At 66.1% G+C, this 18,368-nt stretch carries 10 protein-coding genes; 7 read left to right on the top strand and 3 right to left on the bottom strand.

From position 1 onward, the window contains the following. Positions 1–409: 409 nt before the first annotated feature. Positions 410–4,381: an NACHT domain-containing protein gene (locus ACIA1L_RS32760; protein ID WP_396076945.1), complete on the bottom strand. Its 3,972-nt coding sequence runs from the start codon at positions 4,379–4,381 to the stop codon at positions 410–412. 702 nt (positions 4,382–5,083) lie between these two features. Here ACIA1L_RS32760 and ACIA1L_RS32755 point away from each other — a divergent pair. Genes ACIA1L_RS32755 through ACIA1L_RS32740 form a run of 4 tightly spaced genes read left to right on the top strand, consistent with a single transcriptional unit; the run spans position 5,084 to position 11,935 of the window. Beyond that, the gene (locus tag ACIA1L_RS32755; protein ID WP_396076944.1) at positions 5,084–6,631 is read left to right on the top strand and encodes a DUF3375 family protein; all 1,548 of its coding nucleotides are present in this window, start codon (positions 5,084–5,086) and stop codon (positions 6,629–6,631) included. Then, entirely contained in the window at positions 6,624–7,388 is a 765-nt protein-coding gene (locus ACIA1L_RS32750; RefSeq protein WP_396076943.1) for a DUF4194 domain-containing protein, read from the top strand. The genes ACIA1L_RS32755 and ACIA1L_RS32750 overlap by 8 nt, the downstream gene beginning before the upstream one ends. Then, positions 7,381–10,758: an ATP-binding protein gene (locus ACIA1L_RS32745; protein ID WP_396076942.1), complete on the top strand. Its 3,378-nt coding sequence runs from the start codon at positions 7,381–7,383 to the stop codon at positions 10,756–10,758. The genes ACIA1L_RS32750 and ACIA1L_RS32745 overlap by 8 nt, the downstream gene beginning before the upstream one ends. Then, positions 10,745–11,935, top strand: coding sequence for a DUF3322 domain-containing protein (locus tag ACIA1L_RS32740; RefSeq protein ID WP_396076941.1), 1,191 nt, complete (start codon positions 10,745–10,747; stop codon positions 11,933–11,935). The genes ACIA1L_RS32745 and ACIA1L_RS32740 overlap by 14 nt, the downstream gene beginning before the upstream one ends. Positions 11,936–11,956: 21 nt before the next feature. Here ACIA1L_RS32740 and ACIA1L_RS32735 read toward each other — a convergent pair whose 3' ends face one another. Further along, positions 11,957–12,283 (bottom strand): hypothetical protein, encoded by a 327-nt coding sequence (locus tag ACIA1L_RS32735; protein WP_396076940.1) that lies wholly within the window; start codon positions 12,281–12,283, stop codon positions 11,957–11,959. 449 nt (positions 12,284–12,732) lie between these two features. Here ACIA1L_RS32735 and ACIA1L_RS32730 point away from each other — a divergent pair, with 449 nt between their 5' ends. Next, positions 12,733–13,917: a hypothetical protein gene (locus ACIA1L_RS32730; protein WP_396076939.1), complete on the top strand. Its 1,185-nt coding sequence runs from the start codon at positions 12,733–12,735 to the stop codon at positions 13,915–13,917. A gap of 242 nt (positions 13,918–14,159) precedes the next feature. On the opposite strand, the gene ACIA1L_RS32725 is transcribed toward ACIA1L_RS32730, so the two are convergent. Beyond that, entirely contained in the window at positions 14,160–14,885 is a 726-nt protein-coding gene (locus tag ACIA1L_RS32725; RefSeq protein ID WP_396076956.1) for a TIGR02391 family protein, read from the bottom strand. Positions 14,886–15,704: 819 nt separating this feature from the next. Between ACIA1L_RS32725 and ACIA1L_RS32720 the strand changes: the two genes are divergently transcribed. Then, positions 15,705–16,964, top strand: a complete 1,260-nt coding sequence (locus tag ACIA1L_RS32720) for a tyrosine-type recombinase/integrase (protein WP_396076938.1) — start codon at positions 15,705–15,707, stop codon at positions 16,962–16,964. Positions 16,965–17,124: 160 nt separating this feature from the next. Further along, positions 17,125–17,649 (top strand): hypothetical protein, encoded by a 525-nt coding sequence (locus ACIA1L_RS32715; RefSeq protein WP_396076937.1) that lies wholly within the window; start codon positions 17,125–17,127, stop codon positions 17,647–17,649. Positions 17,650–18,368: the final 719 nt, after the last annotated feature.

Below are 18,368 nucleotides of genomic sequence, written 5' to 3'. Positions count from 1 at the left end.
TCCTTCGCGCCCTTGCCGTGCAGCAAGACCGACTCGGTGTTCATGTCCAGATCAGTCAGCAAACCACAGGCAACTCAACGCACCCATCGCACTACGCTGAGGAAACAATGCTAGCGGTCACGAAGCGAGGTTGACACCTCCGAGCTGTTCTCGAGCCGTTCGGGTGCTCCTTCATGGACACACGGCCTGCATCGGGCCAGCGCGCCAACCGGTTCGCCACGTCGGCGGTCTCGCTATGAGTCCTACTACCCTAGTGATCTCTGCGGGTGTCCGAGCAGGTTGTTCATCTGCTGATCTGTCGGATGACCCGGGAAACTAGGCGTCCGCGCAGACGCCCGCGGTCGGTCCGTCACCGGTTCGGGGATCGGCCAACGAGGCGTTCCTTCGATGAAGCGCAGCTTCACGTGCCTTACGGTCGAGCGCTCCGAGCCGATGAGGATGAGTTCGCCGGCCGAGGTGATGTCTGCCTGGCGGGAGTCGCCGAAGCGGATGCCTTCACAGCGGCGGAGGGCTGTTGGTTCGGTGTTGTGGAACTCGGAGCAGGCTGGGGCGGCGCCTTCTTAGCTGGTTCCTCATCGCCTCGCTCCGCGAACGCTGCGAAGGCCACGCAGATCGCGAGGGCTACTACGACGACGCCTACGTCGATACGGGTCAGCGGCAAGCCGACAATCTTCCTCCACACGCTAGGCTCGGGCGCATCGCCAGTGGAGGGATGCAGACGACCGACCACGAGCTGCACGATGCCGACGAGAAGGAAGAGAAAGCTAAAGATCCAGGTTCCAGTTTCCAGGCCATCGCGGGACCAGAAGGCAGTGTCGATCGGGACCGCGACGGCTGCTCCGAGAAGAAAGGCGAGGGATCCGCGCTGGAGGGCGATCGCCCGCCGCCGGCTGGGATTTGCGGTCAGCAGCTCGATGATTTCGTCAGGTTGCAGCGGCTGCCATTGAGTCCGTGATTGTTCTCGGCGTGCGAATGTCAGCAGCCGTTTGAGTCCGACGTCCTTAGGTTTGCGCGCCACAAGTTGCTGCAGTTGCGTGACTGCGGCATCAGTGCCGCGATCGGCCAAGGCTGGCAGAAGCCTGTTACGCAGATCCGCCGCGCTTTCTCGCGGAGTGACGATATGCATACCGTGCACGGTCGGGTCTTGCTCGGGAGGGAAGCGTGTGTTGGTCAACTCCCAGAGTTCGACAAGGTGATGTTCCGCAAGTTGCCGTACGTCGAAGACCTGACCGTAGGCAACATCTTCGATGACGTCGGTCGCCAGCTGGCCGTCTGCCGACAGCAAGGGCTGCAGGACCGGCCATGCGCTTCCCGGGGTTGCTTCGAGTGCCTTCGCGGCAAGCCTACGAACCGAGCCCCTGTCGCCTTTGTCAATGTATCGACGGAGTAGGGCGATGCCGCGAGGCGCGTCGACTTCGACAAGCCGCTGGAAGGCACCCCCGGTGGTTGCTGCATCCAGGGTGGTGTCGCTGACCAACGTTTCAAGCCACGCTGCTGCTTCAGCGGTCAGCACGGGTGCGATGCGGCGGAGGGTGAATTGACCCGAGTCGGGTCGGCCACGCATGTCGCGTTCGGCCGCGGATAGTAGCTCTTCTCGGGCGTACCGGTATGCGCCTTTGAGGGCGGGCAGCATGGGGAGGTCGTCTGCGGTGACGAACGGCCCCCGGATCAATGCCGGCGCCCAAAACTTCCACCGTGACGGTTCGAGGGCAGCGGAGGCTCTTCTGTGCGACATCAGCACCAGGGCACGGGCGGCCGCAAGCGCTCCCGTATTGAAGCTCCCGGTACCGAGGAGGTCCGCGCCATTGGATCTCGCGGTCTTCAAGTAGACGATGGCACAGTCTGTGGCAGTGTCTTGCTCTACGGCGTCGAGGGTCTGCCAACCCGGAAGATTCTCGACGTTCACCTCGAATGATTCGGTTACGTATTGCTGATCGGGCCGGATCTGCGCCCAGTAACAAAACGTGTGAAAGGCTTCCGCCGGGGGTTGCGTCAGGCTGTCTCGTAGTTTGGCCCGTAGCTCTTTGGTGGTGAGTACGGGTTCGCTTTCGTCGCTCTCATCCTCGTGAAAGGGCGGCGCATCGTGGCTTGAGGGGTCGGGCGGATTGAGCCAGTGTCGCGCGACCTCCTGGAACAGAGGACTGTTGGAGGCTACTTGTCCTAGCGCGGCGAGGTGTTCCGGGCGGGTGGCGTCGTACGCGTTGACTAGCCACGGCCGCCACTGTTGAGCCTCTTTAACGTTGGTGGCGAGGGCCTCGGCGCGGCCTAATAGCGACACGAAGTCGTCGGCACCGAGAAGGCCGGCTTGCCGCAATCTGAGCGCGAGCAATGCGGAGGAGGACCGCGCTTGCAGCTCGACCAGGAGATCACGGCGTGCGACCGGCTCCATCTGCGGTAGTTCGGTGCGCCGTTCACGGAGGAGACTTAGGTGTCTTGCCGCTCTGCCAGCGATGACGTCAGCAACGCCGGAGCGTACCGTCGGATCAGCGAGCATCTGGAGCCCAACCAGGAGGATCGCGTCGCAGACCATTGCGGTTTGCTCGGCCAGGCCGCCGAGTTGAGGTCCGCGTATCGGGGCTTGCCGTTCCGTCTCGGTGACCCACCTGAGCGATTCCTGGACCTCTGCGGGCGACATCTGGGTCGACTGAAACGCAGACGGCAGCGTTCCAGTCAAGAACGAGCGGTAGTTCCCGTACAGGTCAGGATTTTCGGCGGACTTCAGTCGGGGCAGCACGGCCGCAGGTGAGGTGCCGGAGCGGAGCAGTGCGCGCAGGCCGATGCCGAACAGTTCGTCTTCATCCCCGCTCTGCTGAAGAGCTGGGTCTGCCAGCGTGGCGAGCCGGCTGTCCGGAGTCGGTGGTCCGAGCTCCAGCGCGGCGCGACCTGCCGCCGAGCGGACAGCCACCGAACGGGTCGTGTCGAGCGCGGTTTTCAGCAGGGCATCGTGCATTTCGTTGAGGCTGTTCAAGCGGGCGATGCGAACCGCGAGGTAACAGGCATCAGAGGTGCTCGCTCGGTCGTCCAATACGGCACGTAGTCGCTGCTCGATGCCGTCGTAATGGAGCCTGGTCAGCCGGAGATGCTCGATGCGCCCCGTCTCGTAGCGCTGCGCCATCTCCAGAAGTCGATCGACGAGCACGCTGCGGTAACGCGCATCGCGCAGCTCAATGTTGCTGCCCAGGAAAGCTTCCGGGTCGCTTCCGAGGAGTGCCTGGAACCGTTCAGGCGCCATCGAGATCATCCAGGCTGCTACGGCCTGCAGCTGCGGGGCGGGGCGCTTGCCAGGTCCCGCGAGGAGGCGGGTCAGCTGATCAGCTGGCAGACCAGAGTTGACTAGGTGCTCCGCGGCCAGAAATTCGGTGACCGTCTGGTACGCGAAGAAGTGGTGGCGACCGTCCGACGAGGCGAAAAGCGCCGTGCGCAGTGCAGCGTCGTAATCTGTCGAGTTGATCACCGCGGCGCAGTCAGCGTCCGTCAGGCGGTGTGGCCCAGGCACGTCCGTGAGGGTGAGTAGTGGGCGCCCACCGAGAATGCTCAGCGCGGCGAGCCACCGTGCTGCCTCCAACAGGGGTTCTGCAGCTGCACGCAGGCTCGGACTGTATTGCCAAGCAGGGTCCGCCAGCAGCCGTCGGCTGGCGCGCCGGAACAGCTCGATCTGTTCTGAAGGAAGGGCGCCGCCGCCTTCGAGGTAGTCGTCGACGAGGAGCCTCAAGGTGTGCGGGCTGGTAACCAGATCGATGATGCCCGCGTCTCGGACAGCGTCGAGGAAGACCTCTACATCGACATCCGCGGACCGCAGATACTCGGCGATGTTCTCCCGGTCCAACGGCTCAATGAGGAACACGTTGACCGTGTCGAACGTGCGCCACAAGGCTTCCTCGACCCCTGTTAACCAGCTCGCGCTGCGACATGCCAGCACCAGCCGAACATTCGCCCGCCGGGCAGCCTTGGCGACTTCGCGGACGAGCTCGATGAGATTCGGGCCGTCCAATGGCGCTTCGTCGACGCTGTCGAGGGCCAGCAGCGGTTCCGGCGCATAGCTTGCCGGGCCGTTCTCGACGCTGTCAGGGGCGGTGATTTCGGCGATGATCCCGGCGATGAGGTCAAAGATGCGGGAGTCGCCGACCAGGCTCGGGAGGTGCACCCGCCGGGCACGTCGCCCGCCGGAGTCGATGAGGCGGTGAAGGTCGGTAGTTTTACCGGCGCCGGGTGGCGCCAGCAGGACCGTGCATGATCCGTTGGTCGCTTCAGCGATCGGGCTCAGTCCGGCTACGGCTTCCTGCCCTACCGCCCGAGCAGCCTCAACGTCGTTCTCGGAGTGCCCGAAGAAACTTCGTGGCCGCCAGTACCGCCGGAGTTCGACACGGTTCGACGGATTCACCAACGCATTCTAACGATGCTGCGCCCCATGCAGGGGGCGCAACCCGCGGGCAAGAAGGGGGCAGCGCGATGTCACGTGAGGATTAAGTGGTCGCCCCATGGGGTGTCCGCCGGCCGTACTGCTCTGCTTCTGATCCAGCCGGTCCGCCGGCTTCAGCTGTCCTCCCTCCGTTCCGCCCTCGCCCTCTACGTGATTGGCGTCCTGGACCCGACTGGCTGCCCGACGCGTTCGGAGCGCCACCGGCCGGGCTGGGCGATCGTCCACTGAGGAGAAGGTAAACAGCGGCGGACGACGATCTCGACGTCATCCACCAATCTTTCCAGCGAGGACGTCGATGATCACTCTAGAGCCAGGAACGTTCCGGCAGGTGGATCGTCGCCGTGGACATCGGACGCCACGGGCTTTCGCCGTGCAAGCAGGCATTGCGGGTGCTAATCGAGGCACGGCCTAGCGGTCAAGAACCCCAGCTGCGCCTGGCTACCACCGTGGCGCCCTCCCTCCGGCCGAAAGTGAACGAAGATCGGCTTAGCGTTTGCATCACGTTCTCGCGAACGGGTCCGCGCTCGGATTCACCGGACCGAGTCGTCCTATCGGTGGGCATCGTAATGTCGTAACCCTGCCCTACAGTGCGTGAAGTGACCGCTACAACTGTCGATAGCCGTCGTGTCCTGCTCGCGGCGCCTGTTCGAGGGGGTGGAAGCATTGGCGAGCCAGAGCTCCGAGCAGCTGCTTCATGAGTTCCGCAGCAATACGATCGCTGATGTGACCATGTCGTTGCTGCGGTCACCGGACGCGCTGCTTCATCTCGCGCTGATGGCTGCGCATCTCGGCGAGGGCCAGATCGTCGACGGGCAGTCGCTCGCGGCGGACGTGAATGCGGATCTTCCGGCGCTACTACGCAGCGTCACAACCTCCCGAGACCCTGATGACGCCGAGGCGCCCACGCTGGAAGCGGAACACCTGCTAACGAAGTGGACCAAGCGGGGCTGGGTGCATCGCAGCGTCGACCCGGCCTCCCGCATTGAGCGGTACCAGCTGACATCGGGTGCCAGCCAGGCCGTGCGGCAGATGCGGGCCCTTCACCGACACAGCTCCGTGGCCACAGAGTCCGCGCTGGCCATGGTTATGGGTGACATACGCCAGATCGCGACCGAGGCCAACCCGGATCCGGTGGTTCGCCGGCGTGCGTTGAAAGAGCAGATTGCGGCGCTGCGAGAGCAGCTCGACGCGCTTGACCGCCGCGAGATCCTGGTGGTCAATCAACGCGAGCTGGTGGACAAGGTCGCCGCGGTCGCGCAGTTGATCGACCGCATCCCGGCGGATATCGGCCGGTACGGCGAGCGCATGCACGCCAACACCGCGACGCTGTTGCGGCAGAGTCTCACCGATGATCCCGCCGAGTTCGCCGAGACGTTGCAGCAGATGTTCGACGGCCATGACGTGATCGCCGAGTCGCCGGACGGTCTGGCGTTTCGGGCCTTCGCCACCGTCATCGCCACACCGTCGCAACGCTCGCAGCTCGAGTCCGACATCACCGAGATCACCGAACGAGTTACGGGCCTGCCCGCTCATCTGCGCGACGCACTCACCGGTTTCATCGAGTCGATGTGGCGGCGGGTGCAGGAGGTCGAAGGCGTACGTGCGGTGGCGTTTCGCCGGATCAGCAACTTCGTTCGCGGCGGAGACGCCGCCCATTACCGCAGCATGCGCACCAAGGTCAGCGAGGCCCAGGCCGCTGCGGCGGAGGCATTTCAGCGGACCCATGGCGGCCGTGACATCGGCTTCGTGGTCTCGATGAGCGGCGTCAACGCCCGGTCGGTGGGCCGGCTACGGCTCCATCCTGGTACACCGCTGCTGGCGGACCCGGTTGTCGATTCCAGCGACGAGTTCGACATCGACCCCACGGCGCTGGCCGGCCGTGAGGCGATCGATTGGGCGGCGTTACGCGCGGCGGCGCACGCAGCGATGGACGCGCACAGCGGGGTCGCCACCCTGCATGAGGTTCTGCAATTCCTGCCTCAGCCGCGGACCGGCGACATCATCGGCCTGTGGTCGCTGGCCACGCGGTTCGGTGACGTGGACCCTGACGCCCGTGAGTTGGTGCTGGCGCACACCGGCCGCGGTCTGCGCGAGCTCAACGTCCCGTACCTGGTGTTCGGCGAGCCGATTCCTGACCCGTCGCCGCACCTGTCACGCCGGCGTGTGTTGTCTGCCCAGCCAGCCCTGGGGGAAGGGATCGGCGATGCCTGATCGTTCACAGCCGCGTTTCGACGAGGTCTTCGGCGCCGGACTGTTCCCCGAACCGGAACCTGCCAGTCCACCTCCGCTGGACGCCGCAGCGATATTCGATGACGCGCCTGGCGAGGCGGTGGGCGTGCACGTCGACAGCGGTGAACGGTCGACCCGATTCGACGGCGACACCAGCGAACTGCCTGCCGAGGCGTGCTGGGCGCTGCAGGAACTGGTCGCCGCGCCGCACCTGAGCGACCGCAACAAACACCACTGGCCCGTGGTGCTGCAGTACGAGGGCCAACTGCGCAGCAGGCTGTCCGAGCTGGGACTGATCTTGGAGGTCAACCGGGAATACCGGTACGCCTTCACCCGGCAGGCGGAGGATCCGAGTCCTCGAAGCCGGACGATTTTGCGCTCGCGGACGCTGAGTCTCGCGGCGAGCGCGCTGGCCCTCTATCTCTATCAGCAGTATGTGCTCGCGCCGGATGAGCCTGTGGTCGAGACCGCGGACATGATCGATCACATGCTGGCCTACAAACGCACCGACGACACCGACGAGGCCGGCTTCGTCAAGAAGGTCCGGACCGCGATCAACGCTCTCGACGAGGCGGCCATCATCAAACCGATCAAGGGAACCAGCCGCTACCTGATCTACGGTGTGATCACCTCGATCCTCAACGCGCAGCAAGTGCAAGCCCTGCACGAGCGCTACACCGCGATCGCCCGCGGGGAGGCGCCAGCCGGTGCGGAGGACAGCGAGGCCGCCGATGCGTAACACCGCGAGTTCCCGGACGGTGTTCCTGGGGCAGTTCCGGCTCATCCGGCTGCAAGTCGTCAACTGGGGCACGTTCTGCGGCTACAAGGACCTACCGATCGACGAGCGTGGTGTATTGCTTACCGGTCCGTCGGGCTCGGGCAAGTCGTCGCTGATGGACGCCCACTCGATCGCACTGCTGCCCACCCACGATCAGCGGTTCAACGCCTCAGCCGACCTGACCGCCCGCGGCGCCAAGCAGAGCACCCGCAGCGTGGCCGACTACGTGCGCGGCGCGTGGTCACAGACCAGCGACGAGAACGACATGTCGCAGGTGCAGTACCTGCGCGGCGGGAAACCGACCTGGTCGGCGGTCGCCGCCACCTACGACAACGGGCTCAGCGCCGTGACGACCGCCGTGGTGGTGCGCTGGTTCTCCGGGGTGGAGAACGACGGCTCCGCCCTCAAACCGATGTACCAACTGCACGACGGGCACTTCGACATCGGTGTGCTCCGCGAGTGGGCGGACCGGGAGTTCAACACGAAGTGGCTCAAGGACGCATACCCGGCGCACTACCCGCCCAGCCAGGCCTCGTACATGAACGCGCTGGCGCAGCGCGTCGGCCTCGGTGGGTCGCAGACTGGCCTGGCCCTGCTCGGCAAAGCCAAGGCGATGAAGAACGTGGGCGATCTGAACCTGTTCATCCGCGAGAACATGCTGGATGAGCCGGACACGTTCGCCGCCGCGCAACGGGTGGTGGACGCCTTCACCCCGCTGAACGAGGCGTATGAGACCGCGAGCCGGGCGCACGCGCAGGCGCAGATCCTGCGCGAAGTTCCGGCGAACTGGACACTGTTCCACGAGTCCGGTATCATCAGCGAACGCGCCGGCCACCTGCTCGGTACCCCCGTCGATCACTACCTGCGAGGCGTGCATCTACAGCTGCTCGACGTAGAACTCGAACGTCTCGACCAGGTCATCACCGGCCTGAACAAGCAGCTCTCGAAGCAAGAAGACGAACAGGGCCGCAGGTACGAAGCGTTTCGGTCCCTCGATGATCAGTACCGGCAGAGCAGCACCGCCTTGCAGAGTTTGCAATCGCAGCTGCAGCTGGCCGGCGTCGAAGCGGCGCACCGGCGTGACGCGTACCGCATCTACAGCGGATATGTGACCCGCCTGCAACACCCCTGCCCTCACGACGACGACTCGTTCGCCACGCTCCGCGGCCAGCTCGACGGCATTAAACAGGCCGCCGCCGACGAGTTGCAATGTGATGAGCCTGTCCGCACGCGGGCCCTTGGCGTCGCGGTGAAGACCACGGAGGCGCTCGAGGCGAAACAGAATGAACTGCTCGCCCTGCAATCGGCCTGTACCCTCATCCCGCCGAACCCCCTTCGCGTGCGGGAGGAGATCGCCGCCGGCACCGGCGTACCGGTCGTGGACCTGGCCTATGCAGCCGAGTTGATCGATATCGCCGACGGGCAGGAACGGTGGCGGCCCGCCGCGGAAAAGGTGCTGCGCAACTTCGGACTGCGACTACTGGTTCCGGAAACGCACAAGGACGTCGTCGGCCGGTACATCGACGAGCACAACATGCGCGCCATCGTGGAACACAGCACCGTGACCGCCGTATCGTCGCACCAGCCGCCACCAGGACCCCAGACCCTTGCCGGCAAGCTCACCATCGACCGTGAACACCCCAGCGGCGCATGGTTGTCCGCACAGCTCGTGCGCCAGTTCGATCACGTGTGCGTCGAGACCGCGAGCGATCTGGAACCGCACCGGCGTGCCGTGACGGTCCACGGAACGGTCAAGCTGCCCGGCAACCACTACCGCAAGGACGACCGTCCCGAGGTCACCAGCCCGTCGTCGTACATCCTCGGAGCCAACACCGCCGCCAAACGCGCCGCCCTCGACGTGGAGGTCAGACAGCTGCACCAGGACGCCAAGCAGGCCAACAATCACGCGCGCCAGCTTGAGCAACAGTACCGGCAGCTCGACGCGATGGTCGAGGCGGCGACCCAGCTCGCCGCCTACACGATGTGGAGCCAAGTGGATCACGCCTCAGCGGCGCGGACAGTCCGCGAGCTGGAGGACCGCATCGCCGCGCTGAAAGCCGACAACGTCGACCTGCAACGGCTCGAACGTCAGCGTGACGACGCGGAACGTGAATACAAGGCCGCCAACGACATCTGCTCCCGGACCCGGACCGCCATCGAAGATCACGGCAAAACCCAGACCAGGCTGGTCGACATCTACGAGGCCGAGGACCGGAAACCCCACCTTATCGACGACCCCGACGATCAGGCCTACCTCGACGAGGTCAGAGCGAGCCTGGACGTCACGGCAACCGTCGACACGATCAGCAACCTGCGCAGCGCTTTGCGCTCGGAACTGTCCCACCGCCAACAAACTGCGCTCCAGGATCGCAAGCTGGCCCTGTCGAAGGCCAGGAACGCGATCGACCGGTTCCTTGAACGATGGTCGGACAGCGCGCCGGACACCAGCGGCGACGCCGAACAGTCCGGTGGATCATTCGCCGCCCTCTACGAGGAGATCGCTGAACGCCGCCTCCCGGACGCCATGACAAAGTTCCAGCAGATGATCAGCGAGGACATGGTGCCCTCGATCGGTCTGCTGCAACGCGCCATCGAGAAAGCCACCGACGAAATCCGGCGCCGCATCGACATGGTCAACACCGGACTGCGTCGCGCCGAGTTCAACCCCGGCACCCACCTGCAAATCGCCTACAAGGCCAACCCGCCGGCCGAGGTCAAAGACTTCCGCAAAGCCGTCGACGACCTGCTCCGTCACGCCCCCGCCGCACGCCGCGACCCGGCTGCCTCGATCGCGCAGTTCCGGCGTGTACGCGAGCTGATGACCCGGTTCACCGCCACCAGCAGCGAAGCCCGCCGCTGGCGCACCAACGTCTTGGACGTACGCACCAGCTACACGTTCTACGGACGCGAAGAGAACACCGACGGCGTCACCATCTTCACCTACCACAACACCGCCTCCAACTCCGGCGGTGAACAGGAAAAACTGGTCGCGTTCTGCCTCGCCGCAGCGCTGAGCTACAACCTCGCAGACGACAACTCCGACGGCCGGCCCCGGTTCGCGCCGCTCATGCTGGACGAGGCGTTCAGCAAATCCGACGAAACCTACGCCGCGCAGGCCCTCGCCGTGTTCGAGGAGTTCGGCTTCCAAATGATCATCGCGGCACCGATCCGCATGTCCGGCATCGTCGAACCCTTCATCGGCCAAGCCGTCCTTGTCGAAAAGCGCATCATGCCCGACGGCGCCCACTCCAACGCCGCCTACGCCACCTTCGGCGATCTCGCCGCCCGCCGCGACACCGAGCTCGAAGGGGCGGTCCGTGCGGCAGCCTGACGAGATCATCGCCCTGCTGCGGCGCCGGTTCGACCAGGACTATCCCCGCTGGGCCCGCGGCGACGGCACGTGGCCGATGCGCGTACCCCTGCAGCCTCCAACGATCGCGCAACGATCCGACGACCCGGTCGCCTGCCACGAGTGGGCGCAGTTGTGGCACGAGTACCGCGGGCCGGGCACGGTGCACCACCAGAACGCGAAGTTTCCTACCGGCCTGCACTCCATGCCGCATGCCCTGGTCCTCGACGGCCCGGCCGACGCTGCAGCGGCCTGCGCCGAGACAGCCGAGATATGGCACCGTTGCGGGCAACGGTTGATCACCTTGCAGACCCGGTTTCCATCCGCGCGTTTCGACGGGTTGATCAGGCGCATCACCGAGCTCGAACGGGAGGACTTCGACCGTTTGGTCAATGTTGTCGCGTGGCTCGGCGCCAACCCGACCTCCGGCCTGCTGCTGCGCCAACTACCGATCAAGGGCATAAACACCAAGTGGCTCATGCGTCATGCACAACTCGTCCTGTCCATGCTCGGCGACGACGACACCGAACCGGCGCAGGACGACGGCGACGGTCAGCGCAGGCTGAGGCTGCACCGCCGACTCGGCTTGCGCATCCCGCCCGATCTCGTCCAGGTGGCTGTACTCGACCCGGAGCTGCGCACCCAGTTCGCCGGGATGCGGCACTTCGCCGCCGGCATAGACGACCTCAACCTATGGCCGAACCGGCCCCGCATCGTCGTTCTGCTCGAGAACAAGGAGACCGGCTACGCACTGACCGACGACCTGCCCGACACCGTGGTACTGCACGGCGAAGGCTTCAGCGTCCTGCACTACGCCCGTATAGACTGGGTACGGGCAGCCACCCGAGTGCTCTACTGGGGCGACATCGATGCGGCCGGCCTGCAGTTCGTCAGCGACCTCCGCGGCTACGGCATCGCCGTGACGACGGTCATGATGAACCGCGAAACCCTCGATCTGTTCGCCGACCTCGGCGGTGACGGCGCCGGCCCGCAACGCCGAACCCTGCCGAACCTCGACGACGAAGAGCGAGACCTGTACTCGTACCTGGTCGAGTATGCGGACACCCATGCGACCGGGATACTGCTGGAACAAGAGCGCATCCCGTGGACGCACGCGTACCCACTCCTGCTGGGCGAGATTCGTCGGCTCGTCTGCTGACAGCCTTCGTGGCTAACGAGATCAGCGACGATTACGAGGATGTCCGGGGCCACACCGATTGTCACACCGGATGGACACTTGGTGCAGGGCGGGTCCGCCGACGCCGAAGTGCGGCATGGCCCGCAGGGCAGCGCCAACCCCGACCGCACGCAGCTTCTCCCCTAGCTCGGCGTCGGAGGTCGGCGGGCCGTCGTAGGCGTTCCACACCAGCGCGATGATCCAGGCTCGCGTCTTCCAGCGCTGCACGGCCAGGCCGTTGACTCGCGTCGTGCCCAGGTATTCGGCCGGCTCGTTGGGCCGTGCCCGGCCTGATCTGCGATCTGCGGGGACGTCGAAGTCAGCGCTCATAAGGCTCACGATGCCAACGTCACCGGCAATGGCGGAGGCTTCCGCCGACCTTTGGAGACGAGCGACAGAAACGGATTGAACTGTTGCCTGGGCCGGGGGTTCGGGGCAAGGCGTACGGCGGGAGGCGACCGCGATGATCGGCATGTCGTTGGCGAGTGCGGCGGTATGACGAGGCGCACACCCCCTTGAGCGTCCTAGGACATTTGGTGTCGTCGTCACACCACTCGGACGGAGGAGCCCTCCCCATCCGGTTTACACGGCCCCTGGCCAGTGGGCGTCAAGGTCGACTTATGGCTTCTCTTCATGCACGAGGAAATTCGTTCTGCGTCCGATGGCGAACAGCGGCCGGACGCCAACAGTGCTGCACGTTCCCCGGCCCATCCGACGTCAAGGCTGTCGCAGCTAAGCAATACGTCGAGGCCCAGGGCGCGCAAATCAGCAGCACTCAGGTGTACGCGGCAATCGACCCGACCGCGTCCCGGGCGCTAGCACGACCGCCCACAGTGCTACTGCGCGAGTGGATCGAGCGGTGGCTGGCGCTGAAGGTCGACGTCGCCTCCACCACCCATGCCGAGTACGCGCGGATCCTGCGCGGCCGCGTCGCCGCGAGTCTCGGTGACCTGCCGGTCGCCGAGATCACGCGGCACGAGCATCTGGATCCGTGGAAGGCGGCGCTGGCGCGGGAGTTGATGCCGGCCGGGGTGCGCAAGCACTGGATCGTGCTGAACCAGGTGATGCAAGACGCGGTGCCGCACCTGCGCTGCGACAATCCGATGCGCCGGCCGGCCGGACGCCGCGGCAACGGCCTGCCCAGTATCAGCCCTCAGCACGCGTGCGTGCTCGACGCCGATCAGGCCGGCATTCTGCTGACGCACTGCCCCGACGCCATTCATGCTGTCGTGGTCGCGTTGCTGGCGACCGGGTTGCGGCTGGGGGAACTGCTCGGCCTGCGCGCCGAAGCTGTTCTCCTCGGTCGAGATCCGATGCTCCGCGTCGAGCGCGCTCTCCGCCGCGACGGCACCATCGCCGAGCCGAAGACGGCGCGTTCGCGACGGGCGGTGACGCTGACGCCTGACACGGCCCGCCTGTTCGGCCGTTTGATCGCCGGTAAGTCACCCGGCGACCTGGTGTTCACCGCGCCCGACGGTGGCCCGTGCAAAGCCGGCACGCTCCGGCAGCGGTACTGGCAGCGGGCTGTCATCGCCGCCCAACGGTGCCCGCATCACCCACCGGTTGCCGCTGCTTCCGGCTGGGTCAGCCCGCGAGCGGTGTCGGCCTGTCACTGTCGAGGCCGGCTGCGGGTGCGGCCGCGATTGCAGGATCTGCGGCACACTCATGTCGCCTACCTGATCGCCGCCGGATGGGATTTCCTCGCGATCCAGCTGCGTCTGGGCCACGCCTCGATCAGGACCACCTTCGACGTGTATGGGCATCTCCTGCCCCACGGCGAGCGGTCGCGGCTCGCCGGGCTCGATGTCCGCATGCCCTTCCTGCAGACCACCTATGTGCTCTCGGCTACGGCACGCCGTTCGGGTAGCCCATTCGCTGGGCGGCGTGGGCCGGCTGGGCGTCCGAGTGCCGTCGTCCGCAGAACGAGTCGTCGTCCGGCGGAGACCCGGCACACCAGAAGGTAGCGGCCACGATCGCCCGTGCCGATCAAGCTGCTTCAGGCCTCGCCGCGCGAGCGAACGGCACGTGCGCCGCGATGCAGCTTCCGCCGCATCCCTTCGGCACCCCGCCCGTGGGGTTCGGGCCGACCTCCGCGCTACCGATCGCGGGCGTCCTCTGACGTGTCGGCCAAGCAGGCCGCTGGCCGATCTATTACTCCGTCGGCGGCGCACCAGATGAGCACATGGTGGAGGCGCCGCCGGCCGAGTTACTTCCTGCCGAGGCGGACCGCGGTGGTGTCCAGCATGCGCAGCAGGAGGTCGCCCAGCAGGATCACTTCCGAGGCGACTGTCGGGTCGCTGTAGGTGACCTGCCGGTGGGAGCTGGGGTTCTTGAATACGCCGATGGCCCCGGCGAACAGGGAGTTCACGGCGTCGCGTTCTCCGCCGTCGAGGCTTGCGTCGGTCAGGGGCCCGGTGGGGCCGAACGCGGACCGCATCAGTTTCACGCCGATCTCGGAATCGCTAGCCCCGGCGAGTTCCCGCACGCGGATCTCCACCTCGCGTATGGCGGCGAACGCGGCGAGTTCGTACTCCCCCAGCAGGAACTGCGACCGGACGCAGTCGGCGATGCGCGGGTGCAGGTCGACGTCGATCCGCCGGGCTGCCTGAATCAGCGCCAGTCCGTCTGATGCGGCGACTACCTGCTGGCCGAGACGGCTGATGACGAAGAACTCGGCCGACTGGTCGGGATCCGGGGCGATCAGGCCGGCATGGCGTAGCCAGTCGAGCGCCTCGACGACTCCGCGGACGGCGGCGGTCGATGTATCTCGATCGACCTCGTTCTGCGAGTAGGTCTGTTTGAGGCCCTGGATGACCGCGCTGTGCGCGGTCGGTCCGCTGCTTTTCGCGAAAGCGTGCAGCAGGTGCAAGCCGACGCGGTCAACGGGCAGGCCGATGGCATCTTCGGCCGCAACGATCGGCGTATAGGTCATCTTCACCCGGGCGACGCTAGGTGAGATGAGATTATGCCGGCAACGCAGATCGGAAGCATGATCCGCCTGCGCGGGACCGGCCGCCAGCGGTGTCACCAGGGGTTCCGTTACGGGGGCCGAGTACGGCGACTCGCTGCATAGCTTGCTACGGGTCACCCGATCGAGTGCGCGGGCCGCCAGCGATCCTCGCCTAGGATGTGGCCGGCGCGATCGGTGGCAGCCCTCTCGTCATCGATGAACGTCTGATGTGCCATTCCGTGGTCGCCCTGTCGCTCCGGTTTCCTCGAGCAAGAGTCCCGCTCCCGGCGGCGCAGGACGAGCGTGACCTGATAGTCGGTGCCTCCCGGGCTGGGTTTGCCGTCCACTCGGAGCGAGAAGTGGCTTGAATCCTCCGAATTGAGGCCACGGAAGGCGTGGATGGCGTCCTAGGAACGAGCGTAGTAAGGGATTCATCATTCGGAAAGCGACCCCTTTACTCACCCGATATAAAGTGGACCAAACTGATCGGAGGGCCGCTCACGGAATGGATGGGTCTAGCGCAACCACTCCCCTGACCCCCACACTGCCAGTTCGTTTGCTACACCTAGAGTGACCTGCACGTTTATCGATAGATGCAGGTAGAGACGTTCTCTGGGTTCCACGCAGCTACGCTGAGTTCCACCGACACGCTGGTCTGGTGTTCGCATGTGATCACGGTTCGCGGCTACTTTCCGTCGCATGGCATCGATCAAGACACGTGGAAAGGCGCACATGGTCCGGTGGCGCGCGGGTCGCGCCGGGGCTTGGCAGACGTGCACCTTTCAGGATGAGGATGATGCGTTGGCCGCCGCGAAGTTGGCGGAAGCGCGGAAACACAGGATTACTGCTGAGGAGGTTTACAACGCGATCCTGGGCCTTACGGAAGACCTGGAACTTCCCGAGGAGCCGGAGACTCCGTACCTGGCGGACTGGATCGAGGAGTGGTTGACGCTCAAGGTCGACGTCGCCGAGAGCACGAAGGCGGAGTACGCCCGGCTGCTGCGTGGTCAGTGGATCTCGGATGAACTCGACGGTCGGACCGCGTTGGCGAAGCTGCGAGTCGGTGAGATCGATCGGGTGGAGGACATCGACCCGTGGAAGGCGACGCTTTCAGCGCATCTGATGCCGGCGGGGGTGCGTAAGCACTGGGCCGTGTTGTCGATGGTGATGCGCGATACGGCGCCGAAGTTCCGGTCGGATAACCCGCTCGGGTTGCAGCCGGGGCAGACAAGTCACGGGTTGCCGCAGATCATGCAGTACGACGCCTGCTTCCTGACCGAGGCCGAGGCGGAGATCCTGCTGGCGGCGTGCCCGCCCGAAATCCGCGACATCGTGCTCGTGGCGTTGGGCACGGGGATGCGGTTGGGCGAGCTGCTGGGCCTGCGGGTGGGGGCGGTGTCGCTGTCCGGGGAGCGTCCGGTGGTGTACGTCGAGAAGTCGCTGCGGCGGGTGGGCGGGTTGGCTTCCCCGAAGTCAGCGCGCTCGAGGCGGCCGATCGACTTGCCGAAGCGGGTGGTGAAGGTGCTTGCCCGGTTGACCGCGGGGCGTAACCGGAACGAGTTCGTGTTCCTGTCGCCGGGCGGCAAGGCGTGGGATGCGAACAACTTCCGGTCGCGTTACTGGCGGTATGCGGTCGCGGCGGCGCAGCGGTGCGCGGATCATCCGCCGAAGAAGGCGAAGGTTGGCAACGGGGCCGCGCTGGACCTGGTGCGGTCGACGGCGGTGTCGACGTGTGCGTGTCCGAAGCGGTTGCATCAGCAGCCGCGTTTCCACGATCTGCGGCATTCGTACGTCGCGTACTTGATCGATGCGGGGTTCGACTTCCTGCAGATTCAGTACCTGGTGGGGCACGCCAGCATCAAAACTACCTTCGATACGTACGGTCACCAGCTGCCGCGTGGAGACCGCGAGCGGTTGAAGCTGTTGAACGCGAAGCTGCCGGGCGGAGCGAAGGTCACGGAGTTGGAGGAATTCGAGGCGAAGCGGGCGAAGTCGCTGCGGAAGAAGGCGAAGAAGGCGCGGTCGGCTCCGTTCATCGTGGGTCTGCAGGTGGCGGCATGACGGGTTGTGTTCCCGCGTTCGGCTGGCGGCCGTGGAAGTGGCAGTCCGTGGGTTCCTGGGCCGCCGTAGCAGGCGAGCGCCAACGGGCCGACGATGTGGCACCGGGGAGGTGGTCGATATGCGGGAGTGTTTGCAGTGCGGCGCACCGGGGTTGACGAAGGTGTCCGCGATCGTGCAGCAGGGCCGGCGGATGAGTTCGGTGAGGGGCAGCGTCTATGCGCCGGGACTCGGCGCCGGGGACTTTCGGGGCCGGGCGGTGCACCACGACGAGCTGGCGGTGCTGCTGGCGCCGCCGCGGCAGCCGGCGCCAGTGACGGGCCCCGCGATCGTGCTGTGTGTGAGCGGTTTTCTGCTGCTGGCGGTCGTGCAGGCGTCGTTGGCGTCCGATGAGGTCACCGATGGCTGGTGCGGCGCGTTCGTGCTGTTCGTGATTGCGGCCTTGGCCGGTGCGGTGTTGTGGTCGCGCAACCGCGGGCGTGCGCAGGCCGTGCAGATGGCGCGGGAGACGCGGGCGTTATGGGAGGCGTGTTGGTACTGCGCGAGGTGCGGGTCGGTGTGCCTGTTCACCTCCTGGAGTGCGGAGGTTCTGCCGGCGAAGGGCCTGGTCGGTGGGTTGCGTGGGGTGGCTCGCCGCTACCGCGCTGAGGCTCAGGCTCGCGTGTCGAGAGAGGAGCGGTCGCGGTGAGGTCGTGGAGTGCAGGTCCTCGGGTGTTGACGAAGCAGGAGCAGGAGCGGCTGTTGGCGGCCGCGGATCGGCCGATGGGTTTGTTTCTGATTCTGATGCTGCGGGGTGGGTTGCGTCTGAGTGAGGTTCTCGACATGCGGGCCGCGGAGGTCCTCGCCGAGGGGCAGAGGTATCACCTTCCCATTGACTTGATCGAGGAGTTGAGAGCCTTCATGTCGGACCAGGCGGTCCGGCCGGGGGAGCTAGTGTTCCCCGAGGGGTCGCCGCGCGAGTACTACTTGGCGCGCTGGCGCCTGGTCAGAAGGGCAGCGGGTTTGCCGGACGTGTCGATCCACGACTTGCGAAGGACGGCGATCGCCGAGCGACCCGAGCTGGATCGCCCGAGATCCGCCTCTCCCTGGTCAGATTCTCACGGTCCGTGCCGGCGGCCTCATCGCCGGTCGGGGGAAGACCTGGGTGATCAAGATTTCACTATGTCGACCCGATTGGCGCGGCAGCGGGCCGCGAGGCCGCGGCGGGAAGGCGCCCCTGCCGAGAAGCTTCGGAGCGATGCTCTTCGCGTCATCTTCCTTCCCCCGCAGCTGAGACCGTGAGGTTGGACAGGTGGGGGGGGGGGGGGGGGGGGGGGGGGGGGCGGGGGGGGGGGCGGGGGCGCGGGGGGGGCGGGGGGGGGGGGGGGGGGGGGGGGGGGGGGGGGGGGGGGGGGGGGGGGGGGGGGG

This window comes from Actinoplanes sp. NPDC051859 (genome assembly GCF_044452725.1).
GTDB lineage: Bacteria > Actinomycetota > Actinomycetes > Mycobacteriales > Micromonosporaceae > Actinoplanes.
This window is presented reverse-complemented; position numbering and strand designations above follow the sequence as displayed.